Annotated in this window: 21 protein-coding genes, 1 tRNA gene and 1 pseudogene; 6 read left to right on the top strand and 17 right to left on the bottom strand. The window is 75.1% G+C overall.

What is annotated here, in order from left to right; genetic code table 11:
• The first annotated feature begins 132 nt into the window (after positions 1-132).
• From qcrB to ACZ303_RS29420, 6 genes are all read left to right on the top strand, one after another.
• Complete coding sequence (qcrB, locus tag ACZ303_RS29445) at positions 133-1,809, top strand: cytochrome bc1 complex cytochrome b subunit (protein WP_467343522.1); 1,677 nt, start codon at positions 133-135, stop codon at positions 1,807-1,809.
• 49 nt (positions 1,810-1,858) lie between these two features.
• Positions 1,859-2,224: a hypothetical protein gene (locus ACZ303_RS29440; protein ID WP_467343521.1), complete on the top strand. Its 366-nt coding sequence runs from the start codon at positions 1,859-1,861 to the stop codon at positions 2,222-2,224.
• A 384-nt stretch (positions 2,225-2,608) separates the two neighbouring features.
• Positions 2,609-3,016, top strand: a complete 408-nt coding sequence (locus tag ACZ303_RS29435; RefSeq protein WP_467343520.1) for a YciI family protein — start codon at positions 2,609-2,611, stop codon at positions 3,014-3,016.
• Positions 3,013-4,170, top strand: coding sequence for an RNA polymerase sigma factor (locus ACZ303_RS29430; RefSeq protein ID WP_467343519.1), 1,158 nt, complete (start codon positions 3,013-3,015; stop codon positions 4,168-4,170). Before ACZ303_RS29435 ends, ACZ303_RS29430 begins: the two co-directional genes overlap by 4 nt.
• 273 nt (positions 4,171-4,443) lie before the next feature.
• Positions 4,444-4,854 (top strand): SRPBCC family protein, encoded by a 411-nt coding sequence (locus tag ACZ303_RS29425; protein ID WP_467343518.1) that lies wholly within the window; start codon positions 4,444-4,446, stop codon positions 4,852-4,854.
• 181 nt (positions 4,855-5,035) lie between these two features.
• Complete coding sequence (locus tag ACZ303_RS29420; protein WP_467343619.1) at positions 5,036-5,269, top strand: hypothetical protein; 234 nt, start codon at positions 5,036-5,038, stop codon at positions 5,267-5,269.
• Between the two features lie 30 nt (positions 5,270-5,299).
• On the opposite strand, the gene ACZ303_RS29415 is transcribed toward ACZ303_RS29420, so the two are convergent.
• The 17 genes and pseudogenes from ACZ303_RS29415 to ACZ303_RS29335 all read right to left on the bottom strand — a co-directional run bounded on the left by ACZ303_RS29415 (position 5,300) and on the right by ACZ303_RS29335 (position 19,242).
• Positions 5,300-5,677, bottom strand: coding sequence for a hypothetical protein (locus ACZ303_RS29415; protein WP_467343517.1), 378 nt, complete (start codon positions 5,675-5,677; stop codon positions 5,300-5,302).
• Between the two features lie 248 nt (positions 5,678-5,925).
• Positions 5,926-5,999, bottom strand: a tRNA-Met gene (locus ACZ303_RS29410).
• Positions 6,000-6,047: 48 nt separating this feature from the next.
• On the bottom strand, positions 6,048-6,329 hold the full coding sequence (locus tag ACZ303_RS29405; RefSeq protein WP_467343516.1) for a hypothetical protein: 282 nt from the start codon (positions 6,327-6,329) through the stop codon (positions 6,048-6,050).
• 40 nt (positions 6,330-6,369) lie between these two features.
• Positions 6,370-6,615 (bottom strand): hypothetical protein, encoded by a 246-nt coding sequence (locus tag ACZ303_RS29400; RefSeq protein ID WP_467343515.1) that lies wholly within the window; start codon positions 6,613-6,615, stop codon positions 6,370-6,372.
• Positions 6,616-6,718: 103 nt separating this feature from the next.
• Entirely contained in the window at positions 6,719-7,213 is a 495-nt protein-coding gene (locus ACZ303_RS29395; protein WP_467343514.1) for a metallophosphoesterase family protein, read from the bottom strand.
• A 67-nt stretch (positions 7,214-7,280) separates the two neighbouring features.
• Positions 7,281-7,982 (bottom strand): hypothetical protein, encoded by a 702-nt coding sequence (locus tag ACZ303_RS29390; protein WP_467343513.1) that lies wholly within the window; start codon positions 7,980-7,982, stop codon positions 7,281-7,283.
• Complete coding sequence (locus ACZ303_RS29385) at positions 7,966-8,553, bottom strand: RNA polymerase sigma factor (protein ID WP_467343512.1); 588 nt, start codon at positions 8,551-8,553, stop codon at positions 7,966-7,968. The genes ACZ303_RS29390 and ACZ303_RS29385 overlap by 17 nt, the downstream gene beginning before the upstream one ends.
• Positions 8,554-8,714: 161 nt before the next feature.
• Positions 8,715-9,746, bottom strand: coding sequence for a polysaccharide pyruvyl transferase family protein (locus ACZ303_RS29380; protein ID WP_467343511.1), 1,032 nt, complete (start codon positions 9,744-9,746; stop codon positions 8,715-8,717).
• A complete protein-coding gene (locus ACZ303_RS29375; RefSeq protein WP_467343510.1) occupies positions 9,736-10,671 on the bottom strand; it encodes a glycosyltransferase family 2 protein in 936 nt (311 codons plus the stop codon). The genes ACZ303_RS29380 and ACZ303_RS29375 overlap by 11 nt, the downstream gene beginning before the upstream one ends.
• A gap of 18 nt (positions 10,672-10,689) precedes the next feature.
• Positions 10,690-11,598, bottom strand: coding sequence for a glycosyltransferase family 2 protein (locus ACZ303_RS29370; RefSeq protein ID WP_467343509.1), 909 nt, complete (start codon positions 11,596-11,598; stop codon positions 10,690-10,692).
• Complete coding sequence (locus ACZ303_RS29365) at positions 11,595-12,641, bottom strand: glycosyltransferase family 9 protein (RefSeq protein WP_467343508.1); 1,047 nt, start codon at positions 12,639-12,641, stop codon at positions 11,595-11,597. The genes ACZ303_RS29370 and ACZ303_RS29365 overlap by 4 nt, the downstream gene beginning before the upstream one ends.
• Complete coding sequence (locus ACZ303_RS29360) at positions 12,638-14,044, bottom strand: PfkB family carbohydrate kinase (protein ID WP_467343507.1); 1,407 nt, start codon at positions 14,042-14,044, stop codon at positions 12,638-12,640. The genes ACZ303_RS29365 and ACZ303_RS29360 overlap by 4 nt, the downstream gene beginning before the upstream one ends.
• Before the next feature lie 350 nt (positions 14,045-14,394).
• Positions 14,395-15,048, bottom strand: coding sequence for a D-sedoheptulose-7-phosphate isomerase (locus tag ACZ303_RS29355; RefSeq protein ID WP_467343506.1), 654 nt, complete (start codon positions 15,046-15,048; stop codon positions 14,395-14,397).
• Positions 15,049-15,138: 90 nt separating this feature from the next.
• On the bottom strand, positions 15,139-16,380 hold the full coding sequence (locus ACZ303_RS29350; RefSeq protein WP_467343505.1) for a glycosyltransferase: 1,242 nt from the start codon (positions 16,378-16,380) through the stop codon (positions 15,139-15,141).
• Positions 16,377-17,345, bottom strand: coding sequence for a glycosyltransferase (locus ACZ303_RS29345; RefSeq protein WP_467343504.1), 969 nt, complete (start codon positions 17,343-17,345; stop codon positions 16,377-16,379). Before ACZ303_RS29345 ends, ACZ303_RS29350 begins: the two co-directional genes overlap by 4 nt.
• Before the next feature lie 257 nt (positions 17,346-17,602).
• A pseudogene (locus ACZ303_RS29340) lies at positions 17,603-18,607 on the bottom strand (glycosyltransferase family 9 protein); the annotation flags it as partial.
• Positions 18,604-19,242, bottom strand: a complete 639-nt coding sequence (locus ACZ303_RS29335; RefSeq protein WP_467343503.1) for a D-glycero-alpha-D-manno-heptose-1,7-bisphosphate 7-phosphatase — start codon at positions 19,240-19,242, stop codon at positions 18,604-18,606. The pseudogene ACZ303_RS29340 and the gene ACZ303_RS29335, both read right to left, overlap by 4 nt.
• Positions 19,243-19,268: the final 26 nt, after the last annotated feature.

The raw sequence follows: 19,268 nt of genomic DNA, 5'->3' as shown, positions 1-19,268 counted from the left end.
CCGACACTCCCCGCAAAGCGCGTGTTCTGCGGCGAGAGGGGTGGAAGATGGGGCATAGCGCAAGCATGGCGACTTTTTCGTATCAGGGGCAGGACGGGAAATACTGCCCATCAGGCTCCGGGAGCGCGGCGCATGACCAACACGCATCACACCTCCGCGGCCGGGGCAGGCCCCACCGCCCCGGCATCCAGGGGTGAGAGGCTCGCGAACTGGGCCGACGGCCGCGTCGGACTGTTCTCACTCGCCAAGGCGAACCTGCGGAAGATCTTCCCCGACCACTGGTCCTTCATGCTGGGGGAGGTCGCCCTCTACTCGTTCGTCATCATCATCCTGACGGGCGTCTACCTCACCTTCTTCTTCAAGCCCAGCATGACCGAGATCGTCTACCACGGTTCGTACACGCCGCTGCACGGCATCCTGATGTCGGAGGCGTACGCCTCGACCGTCGACATCAGCTTCGACACCCGCGGCGGGCTGCTGCTGCGTCAGCTGCACCACTGGGCGGCGCTGGTGTTCATCATGGCGATGCTGGTGCACATGATGCGCGTGTTCTTCACCGGCGCGTTCCGCAAGCCCCGCGAGCTGAACTGGCTCTTCGGCGCCGGGCTGCTGTTCCTGGGCATGTTCGACGGGTTCATGGGCTACTCCCTCCCCGACGACCTGCTCTCCGGCACGGGCATCCGCTTCCTGGAAGGCGCGGTCCTGTCCGTGCCGATCGTGGGCACGTATCTGGTGATGTTCATCTTCGGCGGTGAGTTCCCCGGCCACATCTGGGTGCCGCGGCTGTTCACCGTCCACGTGCTGCTGATCCCCGGCATCATGCTGGGCCTGCTGGTGGCCCACCTGATCCTGGTCTTCTACCACAAGCACACCCAAGGGTTCGGGCCGGGCCGCACCAACAAGAACGTGGTCGGCATGCCCCTGATGCCGGTCTACATGGCGAAGGCGGGCGGCTTCTTCTTCATCGTCAGCGGGGTGCTGGCCGCCTTCTCCGCCGTCGCCCAGATCAACCCCATCTGGTCCTACGGCCCCTACCGGGCGGACCAGGTGACCACCGACGCCCAGCCGGACTGGTACATGGGCTTCTCCGAGGGCCTGATCCGCATCATGCCCGGCTGGGAGATCAACTTCCTGGGACACACCCTGGTCCTCGGGGTGTTCGTACCGCTGATGATCTTCCCGCTGATCCTGCTGGCCCTGTGGTGCTATCCCTTCGTCGAGGCGTGGGTCACCGGTGACACCGGCGAGCACCACATCGCCGAACGCCCCCGCAACAACCCCACGCGCACCGCCTTCGGCGCGGCCTGGATCTCGGAATACGCGCTGCTGCTGGTGGCGGGCGGCAACGACCTGTTCGCCACCCGGTTCCACCTCTCGCTCAACGCCATCACCTGGACCTGCCGGATCGGGTTCTTCGTGCTGCCCGTGCTCGTCTTCGTCATCACCAAGCGGTGGTGCCTGGGGCTGCAGCGCCGGGACCGGGACAAGCTCCTGCACGGCCGCGAGTCGGGGGTCATCCTGCGCAAACCCCACGGCGAGTACGTGGAGATCCACGAACCGCTGGCGCAGGCGGACCGCTACTTCCTCACCGCCCACGAGCAGTACCGCCCCTACGAGCTGGGGCCGGCGGTGGACGACAACGGCGTCCCGCGCAAGGTCTCCTGGGCGCAAAGGGTCCGCGCCCGCCTGTCGCGGGCCTACTTCGGCGAGACGGGACAGATCGCCAAGCCGAGCGCCGAGGAGTACCGCGAGGTCACCGCCGCCCACGACCACGGCGAGCACCAGCCGGTCCCCGAAGGCCGCCACTGATGCGCGGCGCGCCGCGCGCGGAGCGTCACCGCGCCCGGTGGGGTGCGCGTTGAGATACCTCTCCCGCCTGCGTCCGGGCCCGCCGGCCGCGGGCGGACGGCGCTACCCGTACGGGCTGCTGGTGCCGGTGGCGCGCGTGGCCAGCGTGAGCGCCGCCGAGGAGGTCCGCCGGTTCCTCGACACCTGCGGGATCCGCTGCACCCTCGCCCCGTGCGCCCGGCGGCGGCGCAGCCCCTGGCGGCTGCAGGTCCTGGTCTTCGCCGACGACGCCGGGCGGGCCCGGCGGCTCGTCAACGCCTGGACGCTGCCGGTCGGCGCGCCCGCGAAGGGCAGCGGTGGCGCGCCCGGGGGGCGTGCCGGAGGGTCTCCCCCCACTCCCCCGCCGTCTTCGCCGTCTTCGCCGGGTGGCGGGTAGGGGGCTCGCGGGGCGTCGCGGTCCAGGGTCCCTCGGCGGCACGGAGGGGCCGGGGCGGCGCCGGATCGGCGCCGGACGCGACCGGGCCCTGTCCACCGCCGGCGCCGCCGATCGCGGGTGGCGTCGAGGACGTACCCGCCCTCCGCGCCGGAGGGCTCACCGGTCCGAAGCGCACCACTGCGGGCCAGGACCTCCGCATACGGCTCCCTCTCTCGCCCCCGCGCCGTGCTGTGGGCCCGGACGGCCGCGAGAAGGGCTCCCCCGGGCTCGTCCACGGGAGCCGGAAAAGAATTTTCGGACGGCGATGTCGAGAACGTGTGAGTGGCTCCGTCCCCGCTATGAACGCGACCACAATGGGTCGCACCCGCACCCAGGAGAAGGACGATGGCCAAGTACTTGCTGCTCAAGCACTACCGCGGCGCCCCGGCCGCGGTCAACGACGTGCCCATGGACCAGTGGACGCCGCAGGAGATCTCGGCCCACGTGCAGTACATGCGTGACTTCGCGGCCCGGCTGGAGGGGACCGGCGAGTTCGTCGACGGCCAGGCGCTCGCCCCCGAGGGGATGTTCGTCCGGTACGACGGCGAGGGGCGCCCGCCGGTCACCGACGGCCCGTTCGCCGAGACCAAGGACCTCATCGCCGGCTGGATGGTGATCGACGTCGACAGCCACGAGCGCGCCATCGAGCTGGCCGGGGAGCTGTCGGCCGCCCCCGGGGCGGGCGGGAAACCGATCCACGAGTGGCTGGAGGTACGCCCGTTCCTGACCGCGCCGCCCACCATCACGGAATGACCCCGGGGGTGGACGAGGCCCTGCTGCGGAGCCTGACGCCGGGCGTGCTCGCCGTCCTCGTCCGCCGCGGAGCGGACTTCGCGGCGGCCGAGGACGCCGTGCAGGACGCCCTCGTCGAGGCGGTCCGCGTCTGGCCGGCCGATCCCCCGCGGGATGCGAAGGGCTGGCTGGTCACCGTGGCCTGGCGCCGGTTCCTCGACGCGATGCGGGCGGACACCGCCCGCCGCCGGCGTGAGGACCGCACGGGCGAGGAACCGGCGCCCGGACCCGCGCCCGCGGTGGACGACACGCTCCAGCTCTACTTCCTGTGCGCCCACCCCTCGCTGACGCCGTCGTCCGCCATCGCGCTCACGCTGCGCGCCGTCGGCGGGCTGACCACCCGCCAGATCGCCCGCGCCTACCTGGTGCCCGAGGCGACCATGGCGCAGCGGATCAGCCGGGCCAAGCGCACCGTCTCCGGCGTACGGTTCGACCGGCCCGGTGACGTCGCCACCGTGCTGCGCGTGCTGTATCTGGTCTTCAACGAGGGCTACTCCGGTGACGTGGACCTGGCCGCCGAGGCCATCCGGCTCACCCGGCAGCTCGCGGCCGCGATCGACCACCCCGAGGTGGCGGGGCTGCTCGCCCTGATGCTGCTCCACCACGCCCGGCGCGCGGCCCGGACCGCGCCCGACGGCAGCCTGGTGCCGCTCGCCGAGCAGGACCGCGGCCGGTGGGACACCGCGTCGATCGCCGAGGGCGTCGGGATCCTCCAGGCGGCCCTCGCCCGCGACCGGCTGGGCGAGTTCCAGGCCCAGGCCGCCATCGCGGCACTGCACGCCGACGCGCCCACCGCCCAGGAGACCGACTGGGCGCAGATCCTCGAGTGGTACGACGAGCTCGTGCGCCTGACCGACAGCCCCGTCGTCCGGCTCAACCGCGCGGTGGCCGTGGGCGAGGTGGACGGGCCGCGCGCCGGCCTGGCGGCGCTCGCGGCGCTGGAGGACTCACTGCCCCGCCACGCCGCGGTGGCGGCGTACCTCCACGAGCGCGACGGCGACCTGGCGACGGCGGCACGGCTGTACGCCGAGGCGGCCCGCAAGGCGCCCAACCTCGCCGAGCGCGACCACCTGACGCGCCAGGCCGCCCGGCTCAACGCCCACCGGTGCCGCTGACGGGGCGCGCCCGGATCTGCCCGTAGCACCTGGTGCGGCCTGGTCGCCTTGACGTGGGCAGGCGGTTCGGGACCGGCCCGCCGAAGTGCCCGGTGAAGGTGATCCGTCAGGGTGACGGGGAGAGGGGATGCCCTCGCGCCCGCCCGGGGCGGGTGGGGCCGGGCGGCGGAGCCGGCGGGTGGCGAACGGGTGGTTGTGCGGGGCGGGGGCCTTTTAGGGGGCAGGCGGATGGAAAGAGGGGGAAGGCCTTCTCAGCTGAGGATGGGTTTGGGCATGAGCGAATACGAGCGTTCCCGTACGATGCCCGCGCTGCCGGAGCATGTCTTCGACCAGGCGGCCGATGTGGGCCGGCTCGGCAGCTGGATGCCGGCGGAACTGCACGTACGGGCGCAGGACCTGCCGGCCGTCACCGTGCACGAGGACCACACCGGCCAGGACGCGCCCGCGCTGTTCCGCTCCCAGCCGGAGCAGATGCGCCTGGAGTGGGGCACCCGGGACAGCGGCAGCTACACCGGGTGGCTGCAGGTGGCCGGCATCGGCAGCGGTGCCAGTGAGGTGACGGTCCATCTGTCCTTCTTCGACGAGGGCCACGACCCCGGCGCCGAGGCGGTGCGCGCGGCGCTGGAGGGCAGCCTGGAGCGGCTGGAGGAACAGGTGCGGCTGCGCGTGGAGGACGCCGGATAGCGGGCGCGGCGGCGCCGGGGCGGTGCGGGGTTGCTCCCGGTGGGCGACTCGGGGGCCCGATCGCCGGCGTCGCCGGGGCGCCGCCAGGGAGGCGGGCCGGCTCTGTTGCATCCTGGCGGCCGGGCGCCGGAGGGCAAAAAGGGGTGCCCGGGCCGGTGACCAACGAAGAGGGATGAGTGCCATGGCGGTGTGCGAGGTCTGCGAGAACGACTACGAGATGGCCTTCGAGGTGCGTGCGGCGGGGGCCGTGCACATCTTCGACAGTTTCGAGTGTGCCGCCCATAAGCTCGCGCCGATCTGCGACACCTGCGGGTGCCGCATCCTGGGCCACGGCCTGGAGACGGACGGCATGTTCTTCTGCTGCGCCCACTGTGCGCGGGCCAGGGGCTATACGCAGCTGGCCGACCACGCCTGACTCCACTGGCCCGGCGGGCGGCGGGTGGGGTCATCTGGGGCTGGTGCAGACGACGAAGGCCCGCATGGACTCGGTGGCCGAGCTGGTGTTCGTGCCGCGGGCGACCCAGCTGGCGCCCTGGCCGAAGGAGTCGGTGAAGAAGATACGGAAGGCGGAGGTCTCGGCGCCGCCGCCGACCGGTACCCGGCCGGGCGGGCAGACCGCGGTGGCGCGCGCGTTGGCGCCGGGGGCCACCTCCACCGCGTCGCCGAAGACCTGGTCGAAGCCGCCGACGTCCAGGCCCGCCCTGGCCGATCTCTCCTTGGGATGAGGGGTGCCGTCGCCCGGGTCGCCGTGCGCGCCGGCGCTGGCCACGCCGCCCGCGAGTGCCACGACGGCCACCATGGCGAGGATGACGGTGCGCTTCATCTCGACCTCCCCGAAGGATCCGGAAGCTCCGATTCCTTGACGCTACGGAGGGAGATCGCACGGTCACAAGGCGCGACGGGGTGGTGTTCGGGGGGCGTACGGAGGTGAGAGCGCTCCCCCGCACTGAGCAACCCCCGGGGACAGCGGGGCGCGTGGTGCCACGGTGTTTACGGGGGCCGGTGGGGTCCGGGTGGGGGGCCGTGAACGCGGCGAAGGCCCGGCGGATCGCCGGGCCTTCAACCGATGAGTAGCGGGGACAGGATTTGAACCTGCGACCTCTGGGTTATGAGCCCAGCGAGCTACCGAGCTGCTCCACCCCGCGTCGGTAGACCGAACACTACGGCATGCACCGGCCCCTCTTCGACCAACGTCAGTCCGGGGGCTCCTGCGGCTCCCCCGCCCCGGTGTCCTTCCGGCCGCGCCGGCCGGACTCCCGCGTATCCCCGTCCCCGGTGTCGGCCTCGGTGCCGGTGTCGTCCGTGTCCTGGGTGTTCTCGGTGTTTTCGGTGTTCTCGGTGTTCTGGGTGTTCTCGGTGTTCTTGCCGCTCCAGTGGTCCTCCCGCCCGGGGGTGCCGCCGGCCTGCTGGTCGGGCAGGTCCCGGGGCACGGCCCGGCCCTGGCCCGCGGGCTCCTCGCCGCGTCGGTCGGTCATGGGATGCCTCCTGTCCTCGTACGCCCGGCCCCCCTTCGCCTCAGGTGCCGCTCTCGCCGGTGCGGCCCTTCTTGGCCGCCTTGCGCGGGCGGGCCCGTACGCCGTCCAGGGCCTCGCCCCCGGCCGTGCCGCCCTGGGGCCCGTAGCCCTCGCGGGCGCTCGCCGTGCCGGGGACGGTGCGCTCGCGCGCCTGGCTCTCCTGGCCCGAGTGCGCCCCTGGCTCGCTCTCGTCGCGGGCGCGCTCATACCCGCGCGCAGGGTTCTTTCCGCTCTTGTGCCGGGCCATCCCGCTCACCTCGCCATCGTGCGCCGGTCCCACCGGAGGGTGGTGGGGTGCGTCGGGTACCCGCTCACCGGCCGGGCATGCGGACCGGGTGATTCCCCGGTGGTCAGGTGATGCGGTGCAGCGTCACCTGCTCCAGGCGGCCGCCGCGGGCCCGGGCGGTCATGTAGGTGTGGTGCGGCTGGCGGCGGCGGTCGGTGGGCGAGCCGGGGTTGAGCAGGCGCAGGCCGCCGGGGGCGGTGGTGTCCCAGGGGATGTGGCTGTGGCCGAAGACCAGCACGTCGGTGTCGGGGAAGCGCTCGGCGCAGCGTTGCTCGCGGCCGCGTGCCGGGCCGGTGTCGTGGACGAGGGTGAAGCGCAGGCCGCCGAGGTGGGCGTGGGCGACCTCGGGCAGGCGCTCGCGCAGCTCGGGGCCGTCGTTGTTGCCGCAGACGCCGATGAGGTGCCGGGCGCGGGCGGTGAAGATCTCCCAGGCGGCGAGGGTGGTCCAGTCGCCGGCGTGCAGGACGGCGTCGGCGTGGCCGATGGCGGTCAGGAGCTCGGCGGGCAGCGCCCTGGCCCGGGTGGGCAGGTGGGTGTCGGAGGTCAGGAGCAGCCGCATGCCGGCACCCTAGCCCCGGGCGGGGCGGGCGGGCGGAGGTGACAGGCCGCCGCCCGCCCGCCGGGGGTCAGGAGGTGGCGGTGAGTTCTTCGATGCGCCGGGCGAAGTCGGGGGCGGGCAGGGGCAGGTCGACTTCCTCGACGTAGCCGACGGCGTCGGGGACGTAGGCGATGACGGCGGTGGCGGCGGGGGAGATCGCGCTGGCCCCCTCGCGCAGGTTGTCCAGGATCCGCAGGGCGGTGTCGAGGTCGTTGCGGGTGAGGGATTCGGGGACTTTGGGGATGTGGTCCTCAAGGCCGGCGTGGCGGTGCCACAGGTCGGCCTCGCGCCGCTCCCCCAGGGCCATGTGGTGCAGGTAGAGGCAGCAGGCGGCGCCGTTGTCGCCGGCGCCGGCGGCGAACTGCCACCAGAAGCGGGCGGAGTCCTCGCGGTCGGCCAGTTGCAGGACGCAGCCCAGGACGAGGGCGCCGTCGGGTTCCAGGATCCGGCGGGCCAGGAAGTCGCCGAGTTTGTACAGGTCCTGGGAGATGACGGTCTCGCACAGGATCCGCAGGTGGCGGTGGAAGGCGCGGTGGGGCAGCGAGTTGCGCCGCACCGCCCGCACGGCGGCGGTGCGGGCCGGTTCCATCTGGTCGTCGAAGCGCAGGGCCCCCCACCACATGCGTTCGGCGATCCGGGCGGACAGGCGGGCTTCGCTGTGTTCGGTGACGGCGCAGGGGAGGCTCCGAAGGCGGGCCCTGGCCAGCGCGTGGTCAATGGGCTCGGTCATCGGCCCTCATCTTCTCGTCGCCTTCTTCCAGCCCGAGGGCTTCCTTCAGCCGGTGCTTGGCGTAGCGGATGTTGGAGCGCACCCCGGCCTGGGTGATGCCCAGGATGTCGGCGGTCTCGCGGGTGGTGTAGCCGAGGCAGTACTGGAGGACGATCACGTCGTGCTGGCGTTCGGGGAGGGCGCGGATGGCCCCGTAGATCGCCAGGTTCTCCTCCAGTTGCCCGATCGGGTCGACGGCGTCGTGCAGGGCCGTGGTCTCGAAGGCGGCGGTGTCGATGACGACGGGGCGCCGGCCGCGGGCGCGGGCGTGGTCGATGGTGCGGTTCTTGACCACGACCCAGGCGAACGCGTTGGGGTTCTCCTGTTCCAGGACGTCGGACCAGCCGAAGTACAGCTGCTCGAAGGCGTGGTCGACGGCTTCCTCGGCGTCGGCGCGGTTGCTGAGGTAGAGCTCGGCCCAGTGCACGTAGGGGCCGCGGTAGAGCTGGTGGAAGGCGCGGAAGTCGGGGGGCAGTTCGGGGAGTTCGCGCATCGGCAGCGTGTCCGCCGGCTTGCGGCGGGAGCGCGTCACCCTTTGCCTCCCTGCCGCCGGGCCGCTCCCTGGCCGCGGTCGCGTGCGCGGCCGGACACGCCGTTGTGGTGGTCTGGAATCACGGAGTCGGAAGTCCCTCCCGCAAGGTTCGAGAGGCGGTCCCCCGCACCCCGGAGGAGCCCTGGTGCCTCCTCTGCCCCTTATAGCGACTGCCGGTGGCCAGGTGTGCAACGGCGGTGGCCAGAAATCGGTGGTGCGGGAGCGGGTGGGGTGGTGGTGTGCAGGTGGTGCACGAGGGTGTTGAGGGTGTGGGGGGTGGTGGGGCGGGTGGTGTGGTGTGCGGCGTGGTGGCGGCCCTGGGGTGAGAGGCACCAGGTGAGGAGGGCGCTCAGGTGCTGGGGTGTTGCCTGGTGGCTGGGCAGGACGGCGGGCCAGCCCAGGGCCGTGGCCTGGGCGGTGACTTTCGCGCCGCCCGCCACGGGGTCGACGGCCAGGGCGGGGACGCCGGCGCGCAGGGCGAGGACCAGGCCGTGGAGGCGGGTGGTGACAACGGCGTCGAGGCGTGCCAGGACGGTGTGGAGTTCGTCGGGGGTGGCCGGCAGGCGCCAGTCGCGATGGTCGAGGCGGGTGTCCAGGGGCAGGCGGGCGGCGTGGACGGTGGCCAGCCAGTCCTCCAGGGCGTGGGTGACGGCCGCATGGCGGCGCAGGGGCCCGTATTCGTGCTGGCCGTGGGTGAGGATGACGCCCAGCAGGGGGGTGGGGGCGGGCGGCGGGGCGTGGAGGCTGAGGTCGGCGGTGGGGGCGGGGCCGGGGGTGCTGGCGGGGCCGGTGGGTGCGGTGTCGCGGTGCAGGAGGGTGTGGAAGAGGGTGGCGGCCGGGTCGGCGGGGTCGGGTACGGAGACGCCGACGGCGATGCGGTGGCAGTGGGCGAAGCGGGCGTGCAGCTGGAGCAGGGGGCTGGTGCCGTCGGGGGCGGGGCGTGAGTGGAGGGGGCCGCAGGCGAAGACCAGGTGGGTGTAGCGGGCGGGGTCGGCCGCCTCCAGGTGCAGGGCGCGGGGGCGGAAGACGGGTGACCAGGCGGTGTCGTGGGCCAGGCGGGCCTGGCGCAGGGCGTGCTGGACGGCGTGGGCGGCGAGCATGTCGCCGGCGGTGACCTCGCCGTGCAGGAAGCTGAACCAGCCGGTGAGCAGGGTGCGGCCGGGCCTGGTGGGGGGTGGGGGGTCAGCCGACATAGCGGCGGGCGGCGGAGGTCTTCTGGGGGGTGTCCAGCAGGCGCAGCCGGTCCTCCACGGTACGCGGCAGGGGGCGGCGTTCGCGCAGGACCCAGCCGGCGCCGGCGGCGGCTTCGGCGAAGGCGCGCAGGGAGGTGGTGTCGCGCGGGACGGTGCGGGCGAGGTGGGCGGTGCGGCGCAGCGCCTGGGGGGCGGAGCGGCGCAGCCAGGTGTACCACAGGGTGTTGCGGATGCCGTGGCGGCGGCGCAGGCGGGGGTCGCGGTGGGGTGAGGGGCGGTGGTGGACGGTGAGGTGGTCGGCGTAGGTGAGCCACCAGCCGGCGGCGGCGAGGTCGGCGGCCAGGAGTTCTTCTTCGCCGCCGAGCCACAGGCGGGGGCAGAAGCCGCCGGCGGTGCGGAAGGCGTCGGTGCGCAGGACGGTCGCGGCGGCGAGGAAGGAGCCCAGGGCGGGGCCGGGCAGCCAGGCGGGGCGGGGCAGGGGGGAGTTGCGCAGTTCGGTGACGATGGGGTCCTCGTGCGGCTCGTCCCGGGGTGCCGGCCCGGGGTGGCCGTCGTGGGGGTGGGGGTGGACGAGGATGCGGGCGGTGACGGCGGCCAGGCGGGGGTGGGCGTCGAGGAGGTCGGCGGCGCCGGTGAGGGAGCCGGCTTCCCACCAGGAGTCGTCGTCGCAGAAGGCGAGGTAGTCGGTGGTGGCCAGGCGGGCGGCGAGGTTGCGGCCGGCGGCGCCGAGGTTGCGGCCGGGGGTCAGGAGGGTGACGCCGGGGTGGTGGGTGCGGACGGCCTGGGCGGTGTGGTCGCCGGAGGCGTTGTCGACGACGGTGACGGGGGGCTGTTCGGGCAGGGCGGCCAGTTGGCCGAGGGTGTGCAGGAGTTCGTCGCGGCGGTTGTGGGTGATGACGACGACGGTGGTGCGGGTCTCGCTCACGGCTGTCCTCCCTGGGGGTTACGGGGGCGGGGCGGGGGGCGTGGGGGGTGGGGCGGGGCGGGTGGTGCGTTCGAGGGTGCGCAGGGCGTGTTCGACGGTGGGGGGCAGGGGGCGGCGGCGGGCAAGGACGGCGGGCAGGCGGCGCAGGGCGTCGGCCAGGGCGGTGCGGGCCTGGGGGTCGGCGGGGCAGGTGCGGGCCAGGGCCCAGGTGCGGGCCAGGGCGTGCGGCAGGGGGCGGCGCAGCCAGGTGGTGAGCAGTTCGTTGCGCAGGATCCGGGCGGGGCGGCCGGGGCGGGGGGTGGGGTCGGGGTGGTGCCAGGCGATGACCTGGGGGCAGTGGGCCAGGCCCCAGCCGTGGGCGGCGAGTTCGAGGGCGAGGAGGGTTTCCTCGCCGCCGAAGTGCAGGAGGGTGTCGAAGCCGCCGACGGCCAGGAAGGCCTGGCGGCGTACGACGGCGGCGCAGGCGAGGAAGCCCAGGACAGAGGGGCCGGGCAGGTCGGGGGCGTGGCCGAGGGGTGAGGTGGCCAGGAGGTGGTTGAGGGGGTCGGGGTGGCCGTCGGGGCCGATGCGGGTGGCGGCGGCGATCAGGGCGAGGCGGGGGTGGGCGTCGAGGAGGTCGGCGGCGCGGGCCAGGGAGCCGGCCTGCCACCAGGAGTCGTCGTCGGCGAAGGCGATGTAGGGGGTGTTCAGGGCGGCGGCGCCGAGGTTGCGGCCGGCGGCGCCGAGGTTGCGGCCGGGGGTCAGGACGGTGATGTGGGGGTGGTGGGTGCGGACGGCCTGGGCGGTGTGGTCGCCGGAGGCGTTGTCGACGACGGTGACGGGGGGCTGTTCGGGCAGGGCGGTCAGCTGGTCGAGGGTGTGCAGCAGGCGTTCGCGGCGGTTGCGGGTGATGACGACGACGCCGACGCGGGCGGTGGTGGTGGTCATGGGGCGCTCTTCGCGGTGGGGTGGGGCAGGCGGGCGACGGCGGTAAGGACCTCGGCGGCGGTGATGCGCAGCAGCCGGGGGTCGGGGTGGTGGCCGTGGGCGTCGCCGGGGCGGGCGGCGTCGGTGGGGCCGGGGTGCCACAGGACGCGGTGGCGGGGGCTGGGCGGTGGGCCCCACAGGCGGGGGGCGACGGGGCCGAAGAGGACCACGGAGGGGGTGCCCAGGGCGGTGGCGAGGTGGGCGAGGCCGGTGTCGCCGACGATGAGGGCGCGGGCGTGGGCGATGAGGGCGGCGAGTTGGGGGAAGGGCAGGTCGGTGGTGCCGCCCAGGACGGTGGTGGCGGGCAGGCCGGCCTGGTGGGCGATCGCGTGGGCCAGGGGGCCCTCGCCGGCGCCGGCGGTCAGTACGACGCGGTGCCCTCGGTGGTGCAGGGCGCGGGCGACGGCGGCGAAGCGTTCGGCGGGCCAGCGGCGGGCGGCGGCGTCCGCGCCGGGGTGGATGACCGTCGCGCCGGGGGCGGGTGAGGGGGCGGCGGGTGGGGTGATGCGCAGGTCGGCGGGGTCTGCGGGGTGTCCGTACCAGCGCACCAGGCGGCACCAGCGCAGGCGTTCGTGTTCGTCCTCGCGCCAGGCGGGGCCGGGCAGGTGGGGGGTGGCGGGGTGGGCGTAGGCGTAGAGGCGGGCGGGGCGCAGGGTGTGCAGCAGCAGGTGGCTGGGCGGGCCGTTGCCGTGCAGGTCGACGGCGAGGTCGGGGGGCGGGCCGTGCCACGGCAGGGGGCCGGGGACGGCGCGGCCGGGTGCGTGGGCGGGCAGCAGGTGGTCGACGGCGCCGGTGGCCGCGGCGGCCTGGGCCAGGGGGGCGGGGGCGGCCAGGACGAGGGTGTGGCCGGGGTGGGCGCGGCGCAGGGCCCGCAGGGCGGGGACGGCGGTGAGGAGGTCGCCCAGGCCCAGGGCGCGCAGGACGAGCAGGCGGGGGCGGGCGGGGTGCTCCCCCGGTGGGCGCGGGCCGGCCGGCTCGGGTGGGGGGTGGGGGGCGGGTGTCATGGGCGGGTGCCGGGGTGGGACTTCGCGGCGCGGCGGGCCAGTTCGGTGGTGGAGCGGCCGGCGAGGTAGGGCAGGACGACGGCCTGGCCGCCCCATTCGCCCAGGGCCGCGGCTTCGGGGAGGGTGGCGGCGGTGTAGTCGCCGCCCTTGGCCCACACGTGGGGGCGCAGGCGGCGCAGGAGGGGTTCGGGGGTGTCGTCGGCGAAGACGGCGACGGCGTCGACGCAGCCGAGGCCGGACAGGACGCGGATGCGGTCGGCCTCGGGGGTCAGGGGGCGGGTGGGGCCTTTGAGGCGGCGGATGGAGTCGTCGGAGTTGAGGCAGACGATGAGGCAGTCGCCGATGCGGCGGGCGCTTTCCAGGAGGCCGACGTGGCCGGCGTGCAGGAGGTCGAAGCAGCCGCCGGTGGCCACGACGGTGCCGCCGCGGGCGCGGACGGAGGCGGCGAGGGCGTAGGGGTCGCCGGGGTGGTGGGGGGCGGGGGCGGTGGGGCTGTGGGGGTCCCACAGGTGGTGGTTGCCGGCGCCGCCGGCGGCCACGAACGCGGCGGCCTCGGCGACTGCCCGCTGGACGGCCTCTTCGGGCAGGGCGCCGTCGGCGAGGGCGGCGGCGCACACGGCGGCGAAGCAGTCGCCGGCGCCGCAGGGGTCGCCGGTGGCGAGGTGCGGCGCGGGGGCGAGCATGGGGCTGTCGCCGGCGCCGCGGGTGAGGAGGGCGCCGCGTTCGCCGAGGGTGACGGCGAGGGCCGCGGCGCTCCAGTGGCGGGCCAGCAGGGCGCCGCGCCGGGCGTGGGCGTGCAGGGAGTCGTCGTCGGGGGCGGGGGCGGTGCGGGGGGCGAGGGCGCGGGCCTCGGCGGCGTTGGGGGTGGCCAGGCGGACGTCGGGGACGGGCGCGTCGCCTTTGGGGTGGGGGTCCCATACCACCGGTGCGCGGCGGGCGAGGGCGGTCAGGTGGGTGCGTACGGCGCCGGCGGTGCCGCGGCCGTAGTCGGCGACCAGGACGGCCGCGGCGTCCTCGAAGGCCGCCCGGACCGCGTCGCCGGGCTCGCCGGGGGTGCCGCCGCCGTCGTCGATACGGACCAGGGGGCGGTCTCCCGCGCGCACGCGGGTCTTGACGGGCAGGGTGCCGTCCAGGGGCAGTTCGACGAGGCGGACGCGGGAGGCGAGGGCCGCTCGGACGGTGTCGCTGGCGTGGTCCTCGCCCAGGGCGGTGACGAGGGTGACGGGGCGTCCGTCGCGGGCGGCGAGGGCGGCGGCGAGGCCGGCGCCGCCGGGGTGGCTGCGGTGGTGGCGGACGTCGACGACGGGCGCGGGGGCGTCGGGGGCCAGGCGGGTGGCGTCGCCGTCGATGTCCTGGTCCAGGAGGGTGTCGCCGACGACGACGAGGGGCTGGGGGGTCTTCATGGCGCCTGCCTCTTCCTTCTGGTGCCTTACCGGTCCTTGCGGTCCGTCAGGGTTCTTACAGGGGCGTCAGGGGCGTTGTGGCTCTCGCTGTCCTTGCGGATCCTTGCGGCCCTTCCGGCTCCTTGCGTTCCTTCTGGCTCCTTGCGGTCCTTGCGGTCCTTGTGACCCGTCAGATTCCTTACGGGCCGTCAGCTTCCTTGTGTCTTCCGGTCCTTGCACCCTTCCGGTTCCTGCGGTCCTTGCGGCCGCTGCGGTCCGTCCGGTTCTTGCGGTCCTTCCGGTTCCTGTGGTCCTTCCGGTTCCTGAAGCGGTGCCGGCTTCGGGGGGCTTCTCGCTTCGGGGGCCTGGTGTCAGGTGGGGGTGGGGGTGCTCAGCGCGCCGGGAGCGCCGGAGGTGTCCGTGGTGCCCGGGGTGGCGTGGGGGGTGGTGGGGGTCTGGGCGGCGTCGAAGGACTCGCACAGCAGGTGGAGGGCGACCAGGTGGGCTTCCTGGACGGTGGCGGTGCTGTCGGTCTCGATGTGCAGGGCCTCGTCCGCGCGGGCGGCCAGCGGGTTGGGCCGGGGCCCGGTCATGGCCCACACGCGCAGGCCGGCGGCGCGGCCGGTGTCGGCGGCGGCCAGCAGGTTGGGGCTGCGTCCGGAGGTCGACATCAGCAGCAGGACGTCGCCGGGGCGGCCGTGGGCGGCGACCTGGCGTGCGTAGAGCTCCTCGAAGCCGTAGTCGTTGCCGATGGCGGTGAGGCTGGAGGTCTCCGCGTGCAGGGCGATGGCGGAGTAGGCGGGGCGTTCGGTGCGGTAGCGGCCGACGAGTTCGGCGGTCAGGTGCTGGGCCTGGGCGGCGCTGCCGCCGTTGCCGGCGGCCAGCAGGCGGCCGCCGACGCGCAGGACGGCGGCGAGGTGTTCGCCCCAGGCGGCGACCTGTCCCAGCCCCTGGCGGCGGAAGTGCGCCAGGGCGTCCAGCAGGGACTGGCAGTGCGCGTGGGCGGCGTGCAGGGGTTCGCTCATGGTGTGGTGGAGCCGCCCGGCCCTGGGTGCCCGGGGGTGGCTCGTGCCTCCTTGCCTGTGCGGGGTCGGTGCTCGGTCCCCCCCCGGGGGTCAGCTCACTCCCGTCACCGCGGCCGGGTGGCGGGCCAGGACGTCGCGGTAGACGTCCTCGGTGGCGGCCGCGACGCGGTCCCAGCCGTAGCGGGTCAGCACGCGGCGGCGGCCGGCGATGCCGCAGGCGGCGCGGCGGGCGGGGTCGGCGAGCAGGCCGGCGACGGCTTCGGCCAGGGCTGTGGGATCGCCGGGGGCGACGAGGCGGCCGGTGGCGGGGTCGGCGACGGTGTCGAGCTGGCCGCCGACGGCGGTGGCCACCACCGGGGTGCCGCAGCCCATGGCTTCGAGGGGGACGATGCCGAAGGGTTCGTAGTCCGCGGGGCACAGGACCACATCGGCGCTGCGCAGCAGGGTGGGGACGCTCTCGCGCGGTATGCCGCCGGTGAAGCGGACACGGTCGGCGACGCCGGCGCGGCGGGCCAGGGCGCGCAGCCGGCGTACTTCGGGGTCCTGGTGGAGGCGGTGTTGCGGGGGGCCGCCGGCGATGAGGAGTTCGGCGGTGGGCAGGGCGGCGAGGGCGGTGATGGACAGGGCGGCGCCTTTGCGTTTGACCAGGCGTCCGATCTGCAGGAGGCGGTGGTGGCGCCGGCGGCGGGTGGCGATGGGGCCGTAGGGGCTGAAGTGGGAGGCGTCGACGCCGCAGGGGACGATGACGGCGCGTTGGGGGGCGACGCCCATGGCGGCCAGTTCGCGTACCTCGTCGCGGCAGGTGGCGATGATGCGGTCGCATGCCCCACCGATCGCCCTCTCCAGGGCGATGCGGTCGGGGGGGCTGGTGTCCTCGTGTTGCTGGTGGCGTCTTTTGACGGTGCCCAGGGCGTGGTAGGTGTGCACCAGGGGCAGGGTGAGGTCGCGGGTGGCACCGAGGGCGGCGACGGCGGACATCCAGTAGTGGGAGTGGACGAGGTCGGGCCGCTGGTGGCGCCACTGGGCGGCCAGGTAGTGGCCGAACTCCTCCATGTGGGGCAGGAGCTGGTCCTTGGGTACGTGGCGGGGCGGGCCGGCGGGGACGTGGTGGACCTCGACGCCGGGCCGGACGGTGGTGCGTGGGGGCAGGTCGGGGGCGTCGCGGCGGGTGTAGACGGTGATGTGGTGGCCGCGGTCGGCGAGGGCTTCGGCGAGGTGGGCGACGTGGACGTTCTGGCCGCCGGCGTCGACGCCGCCCAGGACGGCCAGGGGGCTGGCGTGTTCGGAGATCAGGGCGATGGTGTGGGCGCGGTCGGTGTCGGGGCAGGTCATCGGCCGGTCACCTCCTCGATCAGCTCGTGCCACTCGTGCAGGAAGCGTTTGAGTCCGTAGCGGTTCAGGGCCGCGGTGCGGGCGCGGGCGCCGTCCTCGGCGGCGGCCTGCGCATCGGCCAGGTAGGTGCGGGCGGCGGCGGCCAGGACCTCGGGGCGGGTGGAGAGGGTGCCGGCGCCGGGGGGCACGGCTTCGACGGCTTCGGTGGTGGCCAGGGCGACGACGGGCATGCCCAGGTGCATGGCCTCCAGCAGGGACAGCCCCAGTGAGGTCCAGCGCACGGGGTGCAGGTAGAGGCGGCGGGCGGCGAGGGCGGTGTGCAGTTCGCTCTGGGGCAGGTCGGCGGTGCGGCAGCGCTCGGGGGGCAGTCCCAGGTGCCGGGCGAGTCCTTCGGTGCGCATGCCGAAGACGTCCAGGGGGGCGGCGCGGGCGAGGGCGGGCAGCAGGTCGGTGCCGGTGGTGCGGCCGCGGCGCAGGGGTTCGTTGACGACGACGGCGGCGCGGGGCAGGTGGCCGGTGTAGAGGTGGCCGGGGTCGACGACGCCGTGTTCGATGACACGGCTGGGGGTGCCGGTGTTGTCCCAGAAGAGCTGGTTGAAGTGGGTGACGTGGACCAGGGTCAGGTCCGGGCGGCCGGCGCAGGGGTGGCGGGTGGCGGGGACGTCGCCGTGGGGGGCGTTGTGTTCGAGGTAGACGGCCGGGATGTCGCGGCCGGGGCGGCGTCCGCCCAGCCAGCGGCGGGCCAGTTCCTCCTCGTGCGGGCGCTGCAGGATGATCAGGTCGATGTCGGCGTCGCGCAGTTGGGCGGGGGTGGTCTCGATCACGGATGCGGGCCAGGTGAAGGTGCGGGCCCGGCCCAGTCCGTCGGGGCCGCGGCCGGGGGTGACGGGCACGAGGTAGGTGTGCGGGCCCTGGACGAACGCGGTGGTCCAGGAGCCGTGTACGTGCCACAGCAGGATGTTCATGCGCTGACCTCCTGGCCGGGGCCGTTTCCGCGGGCGCGCGGGCGGTCGGGGGCGCCGCCGCGGCCGTGGCCCTGCTCGCGGTCCTGGCCGCGGTCCTGGTCCTGGCCGCGGTCCTGGTCGCGGTCGCGGTCCTGGTCGCGGTCGCGGTCCTGGTCGCCGTCGTGTACGCGGCTGTTGGCACCGCTGCGGCCGTCGCCGTCACCGCCGTCGTCGCCGGTGTGGCCGCCGTCACCGCCGTTGTGGCCGTGGTCGCCGGTGAGCAGCCGGTCGACAGCGGCCAGGAGTTCGGTGTCGGTCACCGAGTCCAGGCAGGGGTGGCCGGGTACCGGGCAGGTGCGGGCGCGGCTGCCGGCGCAGCGTTCGTCCTGGCGGCCCAGCAGGACGTGGGGGACGCGGTAGGGGGCCCAGCGGTGGGCGGGTACGACGGGGGCGAAGAGGCAGACGACGGGGGTGGCGAGGGCGGCGGCCAGGTGGGCGGGGCCGGTGTTGCCGGCGATGAGGGCGCGGGCTCCGGCGATGACCGCGGCGAGTTCGGGCAGGCGGGTGCGGCCGCCGAGGTCGAGGGCGTGGTGGCCGGCGACGGCGGCGGTCAGGGGGCGTTCGGCGGCGGTGCCGGTGACCACGACGCGGTGGCCGGCCGCGCTCAGGGCGGCGGCCGCGCGGGCGGCGCGGGCGGCGCTCCAGGCCCGGGCGGGCACGGCGGCGCCGGGGTGCAGGACGAGGTAGGGGCCTTCTCCGGTCAGGTGGGTGGCGGCGGGCGGGGCGGTGACGCGCAGGGCGCCGTCGTCGCCGGGGGGCAGGCGCAGGCCGGCGGCCTCGGCGAGGTCGAGCATGGCGCGGGCCTCGTGCCGGTGGGGGGTGCGGTGGTGGCGCAGGTCGAGCAGGGAGCCGGGGTAGTGCTCGCTGTCGGCGGCGATCCAGGGGATGCCGGCGGCTTTGAGGAGCAGGGCGGCCGGCAGGGGGCTCTGGTGGAAGGAGGTGAGGATCAGGGCGCGGTCGAAGCGGCGGGCGGCGAGGGTGTCGGTGAGGGTGTCGAGGTCCGCCCGGCGCAGGGGTGGTGGGTCGAATCCGACCCAGGGGGCGTCGTAGCGGAGGATCTCGTCGACGCCGGGCAGCAGGCGGGCGGCGGCTTCGCCCTGCGGTCCGCACAGGAGTGCGGTGTGGGCGGAGGATGCGGCGGTGGCGCGGACCGCCGGCCCGGCCAGGAGCACGTCGCCGGCGCTGTCGAGCCGTACCACCAGGGTGCGCGGGGGCGCCGTCATCCGGTTCCTTCCCTGCCCGGCAGCAGGCGGCGTACCGCGCTGAGCAGGTCGGGGGCCGTCTCCGGGGCGGTGGCGCTCTCCTGGGGGAGGGTGAGGGCGGTGGGGACCAGGACGCCGCGGGCGCCGGCGGCCTTCGCCGCGGCCATGTCGGAGCCGATGTCGCCGATGACGGCGGTGCGGCACGGGTCGGTGCGCAGCCGTTGGCAGGCGGCTTCGATCAGGCCGGGGGCGGGTTTGCGGCAGGCGCAGCCGTCGTCGGGGCCGTGGGGGCAGACGGCCCAGACCGCGAAGGGGCCCAGGAGTGCTTCCACGCGTTCTTGTACGGCGCGGACCTGGCGGTGGGTGAGCAGGCCGCGGGCGACGCCGGACTGGTTGCTGACCACGCCGACGGGCACGCCCCAGGAGCGGACGGTGTCGACGGCCTTGCGGGCGTGCGGGCGCAGGCGTACGTGGCGGGGGTCGCCGTTGTAGGGGACGTCCTCGATGAGCGTGCCGTCCCGGTCGAAGAGGACCGCCTGGGGCAGGCCGGGGGGCCGGGGCAGGGTGAGGGCACCGGCGGGCGGGCTGTCCGGGGGGAACAGCCAGGGACCGTCAGCCGGGGCGGGGGTGGCACGTGAGGCCGGAGTGTTGAGCACCCACCCCGAGTAACCATCTCAATGGC

The sequence above is a fragment of the Streptomyces sp. NPDC023527 genome (assembly GCF_055560115.1).
This window is presented reverse-complemented; position numbering and strand designations above follow the sequence as displayed.

Bases quoted from the DNA above. Each gene is read 5' to 3' on its own strand.
- ACZ303_RS29370 (WP_467343509.1), bottom strand. From the start codon at position 11,598: ATGACCACCACCACCGCCCGCGTCGGCGTCGTCGTCATCACCCGCAAC.
- ACZ303_RS29380 (WP_467343511.1), bottom strand. From the start codon at position 9,746: ATGTCGGCTGACCCCCCACCCCCCACCAGGCCCGGCCGCACCCTGCTC.
- qcrB (WP_467343522.1), top strand. From the start codon at position 133: ATGACCAACACGCATCACACCTCCGCGGCCGGGGCAGGCCCCACCGCC.
- ACZ303_RS29415 (WP_467343517.1), bottom strand. From the start codon at position 5,677: ATGAAGCGCACCGTCATCCTCGCCATGGTGGCCGTCGTGGCACTCGCG.
- ACZ303_RS29405 (WP_467343516.1), bottom strand. From the start codon at position 6,329: ATGACCGACCGACGCGGCGAGGAGCCCGCGGGCCAGGGCCGGGCCGTG.
- ACZ303_RS29435 (WP_467343520.1), top strand. From the start codon at position 2,609: ATGGCCAAGTACTTGCTGCTCAAGCACTACCGCGGCGCCCCGGCCGCG.
- ACZ303_RS29365 (WP_467343508.1), bottom strand. From the start codon at position 12,641: ATGACACCCGCCCCCCACCCCCCACCCGAGCCGGCCGGCCCGCGCCCA.
- ACZ303_RS29425 (WP_467343518.1), top strand. From the start codon at position 4,444: ATGAGCGAATACGAGCGTTCCCGTACGATGCCCGCGCTGCCGGAGCAT.
- ACZ303_RS29430 (WP_467343519.1), top strand. From the start codon at position 3,013: ATGACCCCGGGGGTGGACGAGGCCCTGCTGCGGAGCCTGACGCCGGGC.
- ACZ303_RS29345 (WP_467343504.1), bottom strand. From the start codon at position 17,345: ATGAACATCCTGCTGTGGCACGTACACGGCTCCTGGACCACCGCGTTC.
- ACZ303_RS29400 (WP_467343515.1), bottom strand. From the start codon at position 6,615: ATGGCCCGGCACAAGAGCGGAAAGAACCCTGCGCGCGGGTATGAGCGC.
- ACZ303_RS29420 (WP_467343619.1), top strand. From the start codon at position 5,036: ATGGCGGTGTGCGAGGTCTGCGAGAACGACTACGAGATGGCCTTCGAG.
- ACZ303_RS29360 (WP_467343507.1), bottom strand. From the start codon at position 14,044: ATGAAGACCCCCCAGCCCCTCGTCGTCGTCGGCGACACCCTCCTGGAC.
- ACZ303_RS29390 (WP_467343513.1), bottom strand. From the start codon at position 7,982: ATGACCGAGCCCATTGACCACGCGCTGGCCAGGGCCCGCCTTCGGAGC.
- ACZ303_RS29395 (WP_467343514.1), bottom strand. From the start codon at position 7,213: ATGCGGCTGCTCCTGACCTCCGACACCCACCTGCCCACCCGGGCCAGG.
- ACZ303_RS29350 (WP_467343505.1), bottom strand. From the start codon at position 16,380: ATGACCTGCCCCGACACCGACCGCGCCCACACCATCGCCCTGATCTCC.
- ACZ303_RS29355 (WP_467343506.1), bottom strand. From the start codon at position 15,048: ATGAGCGAACCCCTGCACGCCGCCCACGCGCACTGCCAGTCCCTGCTG.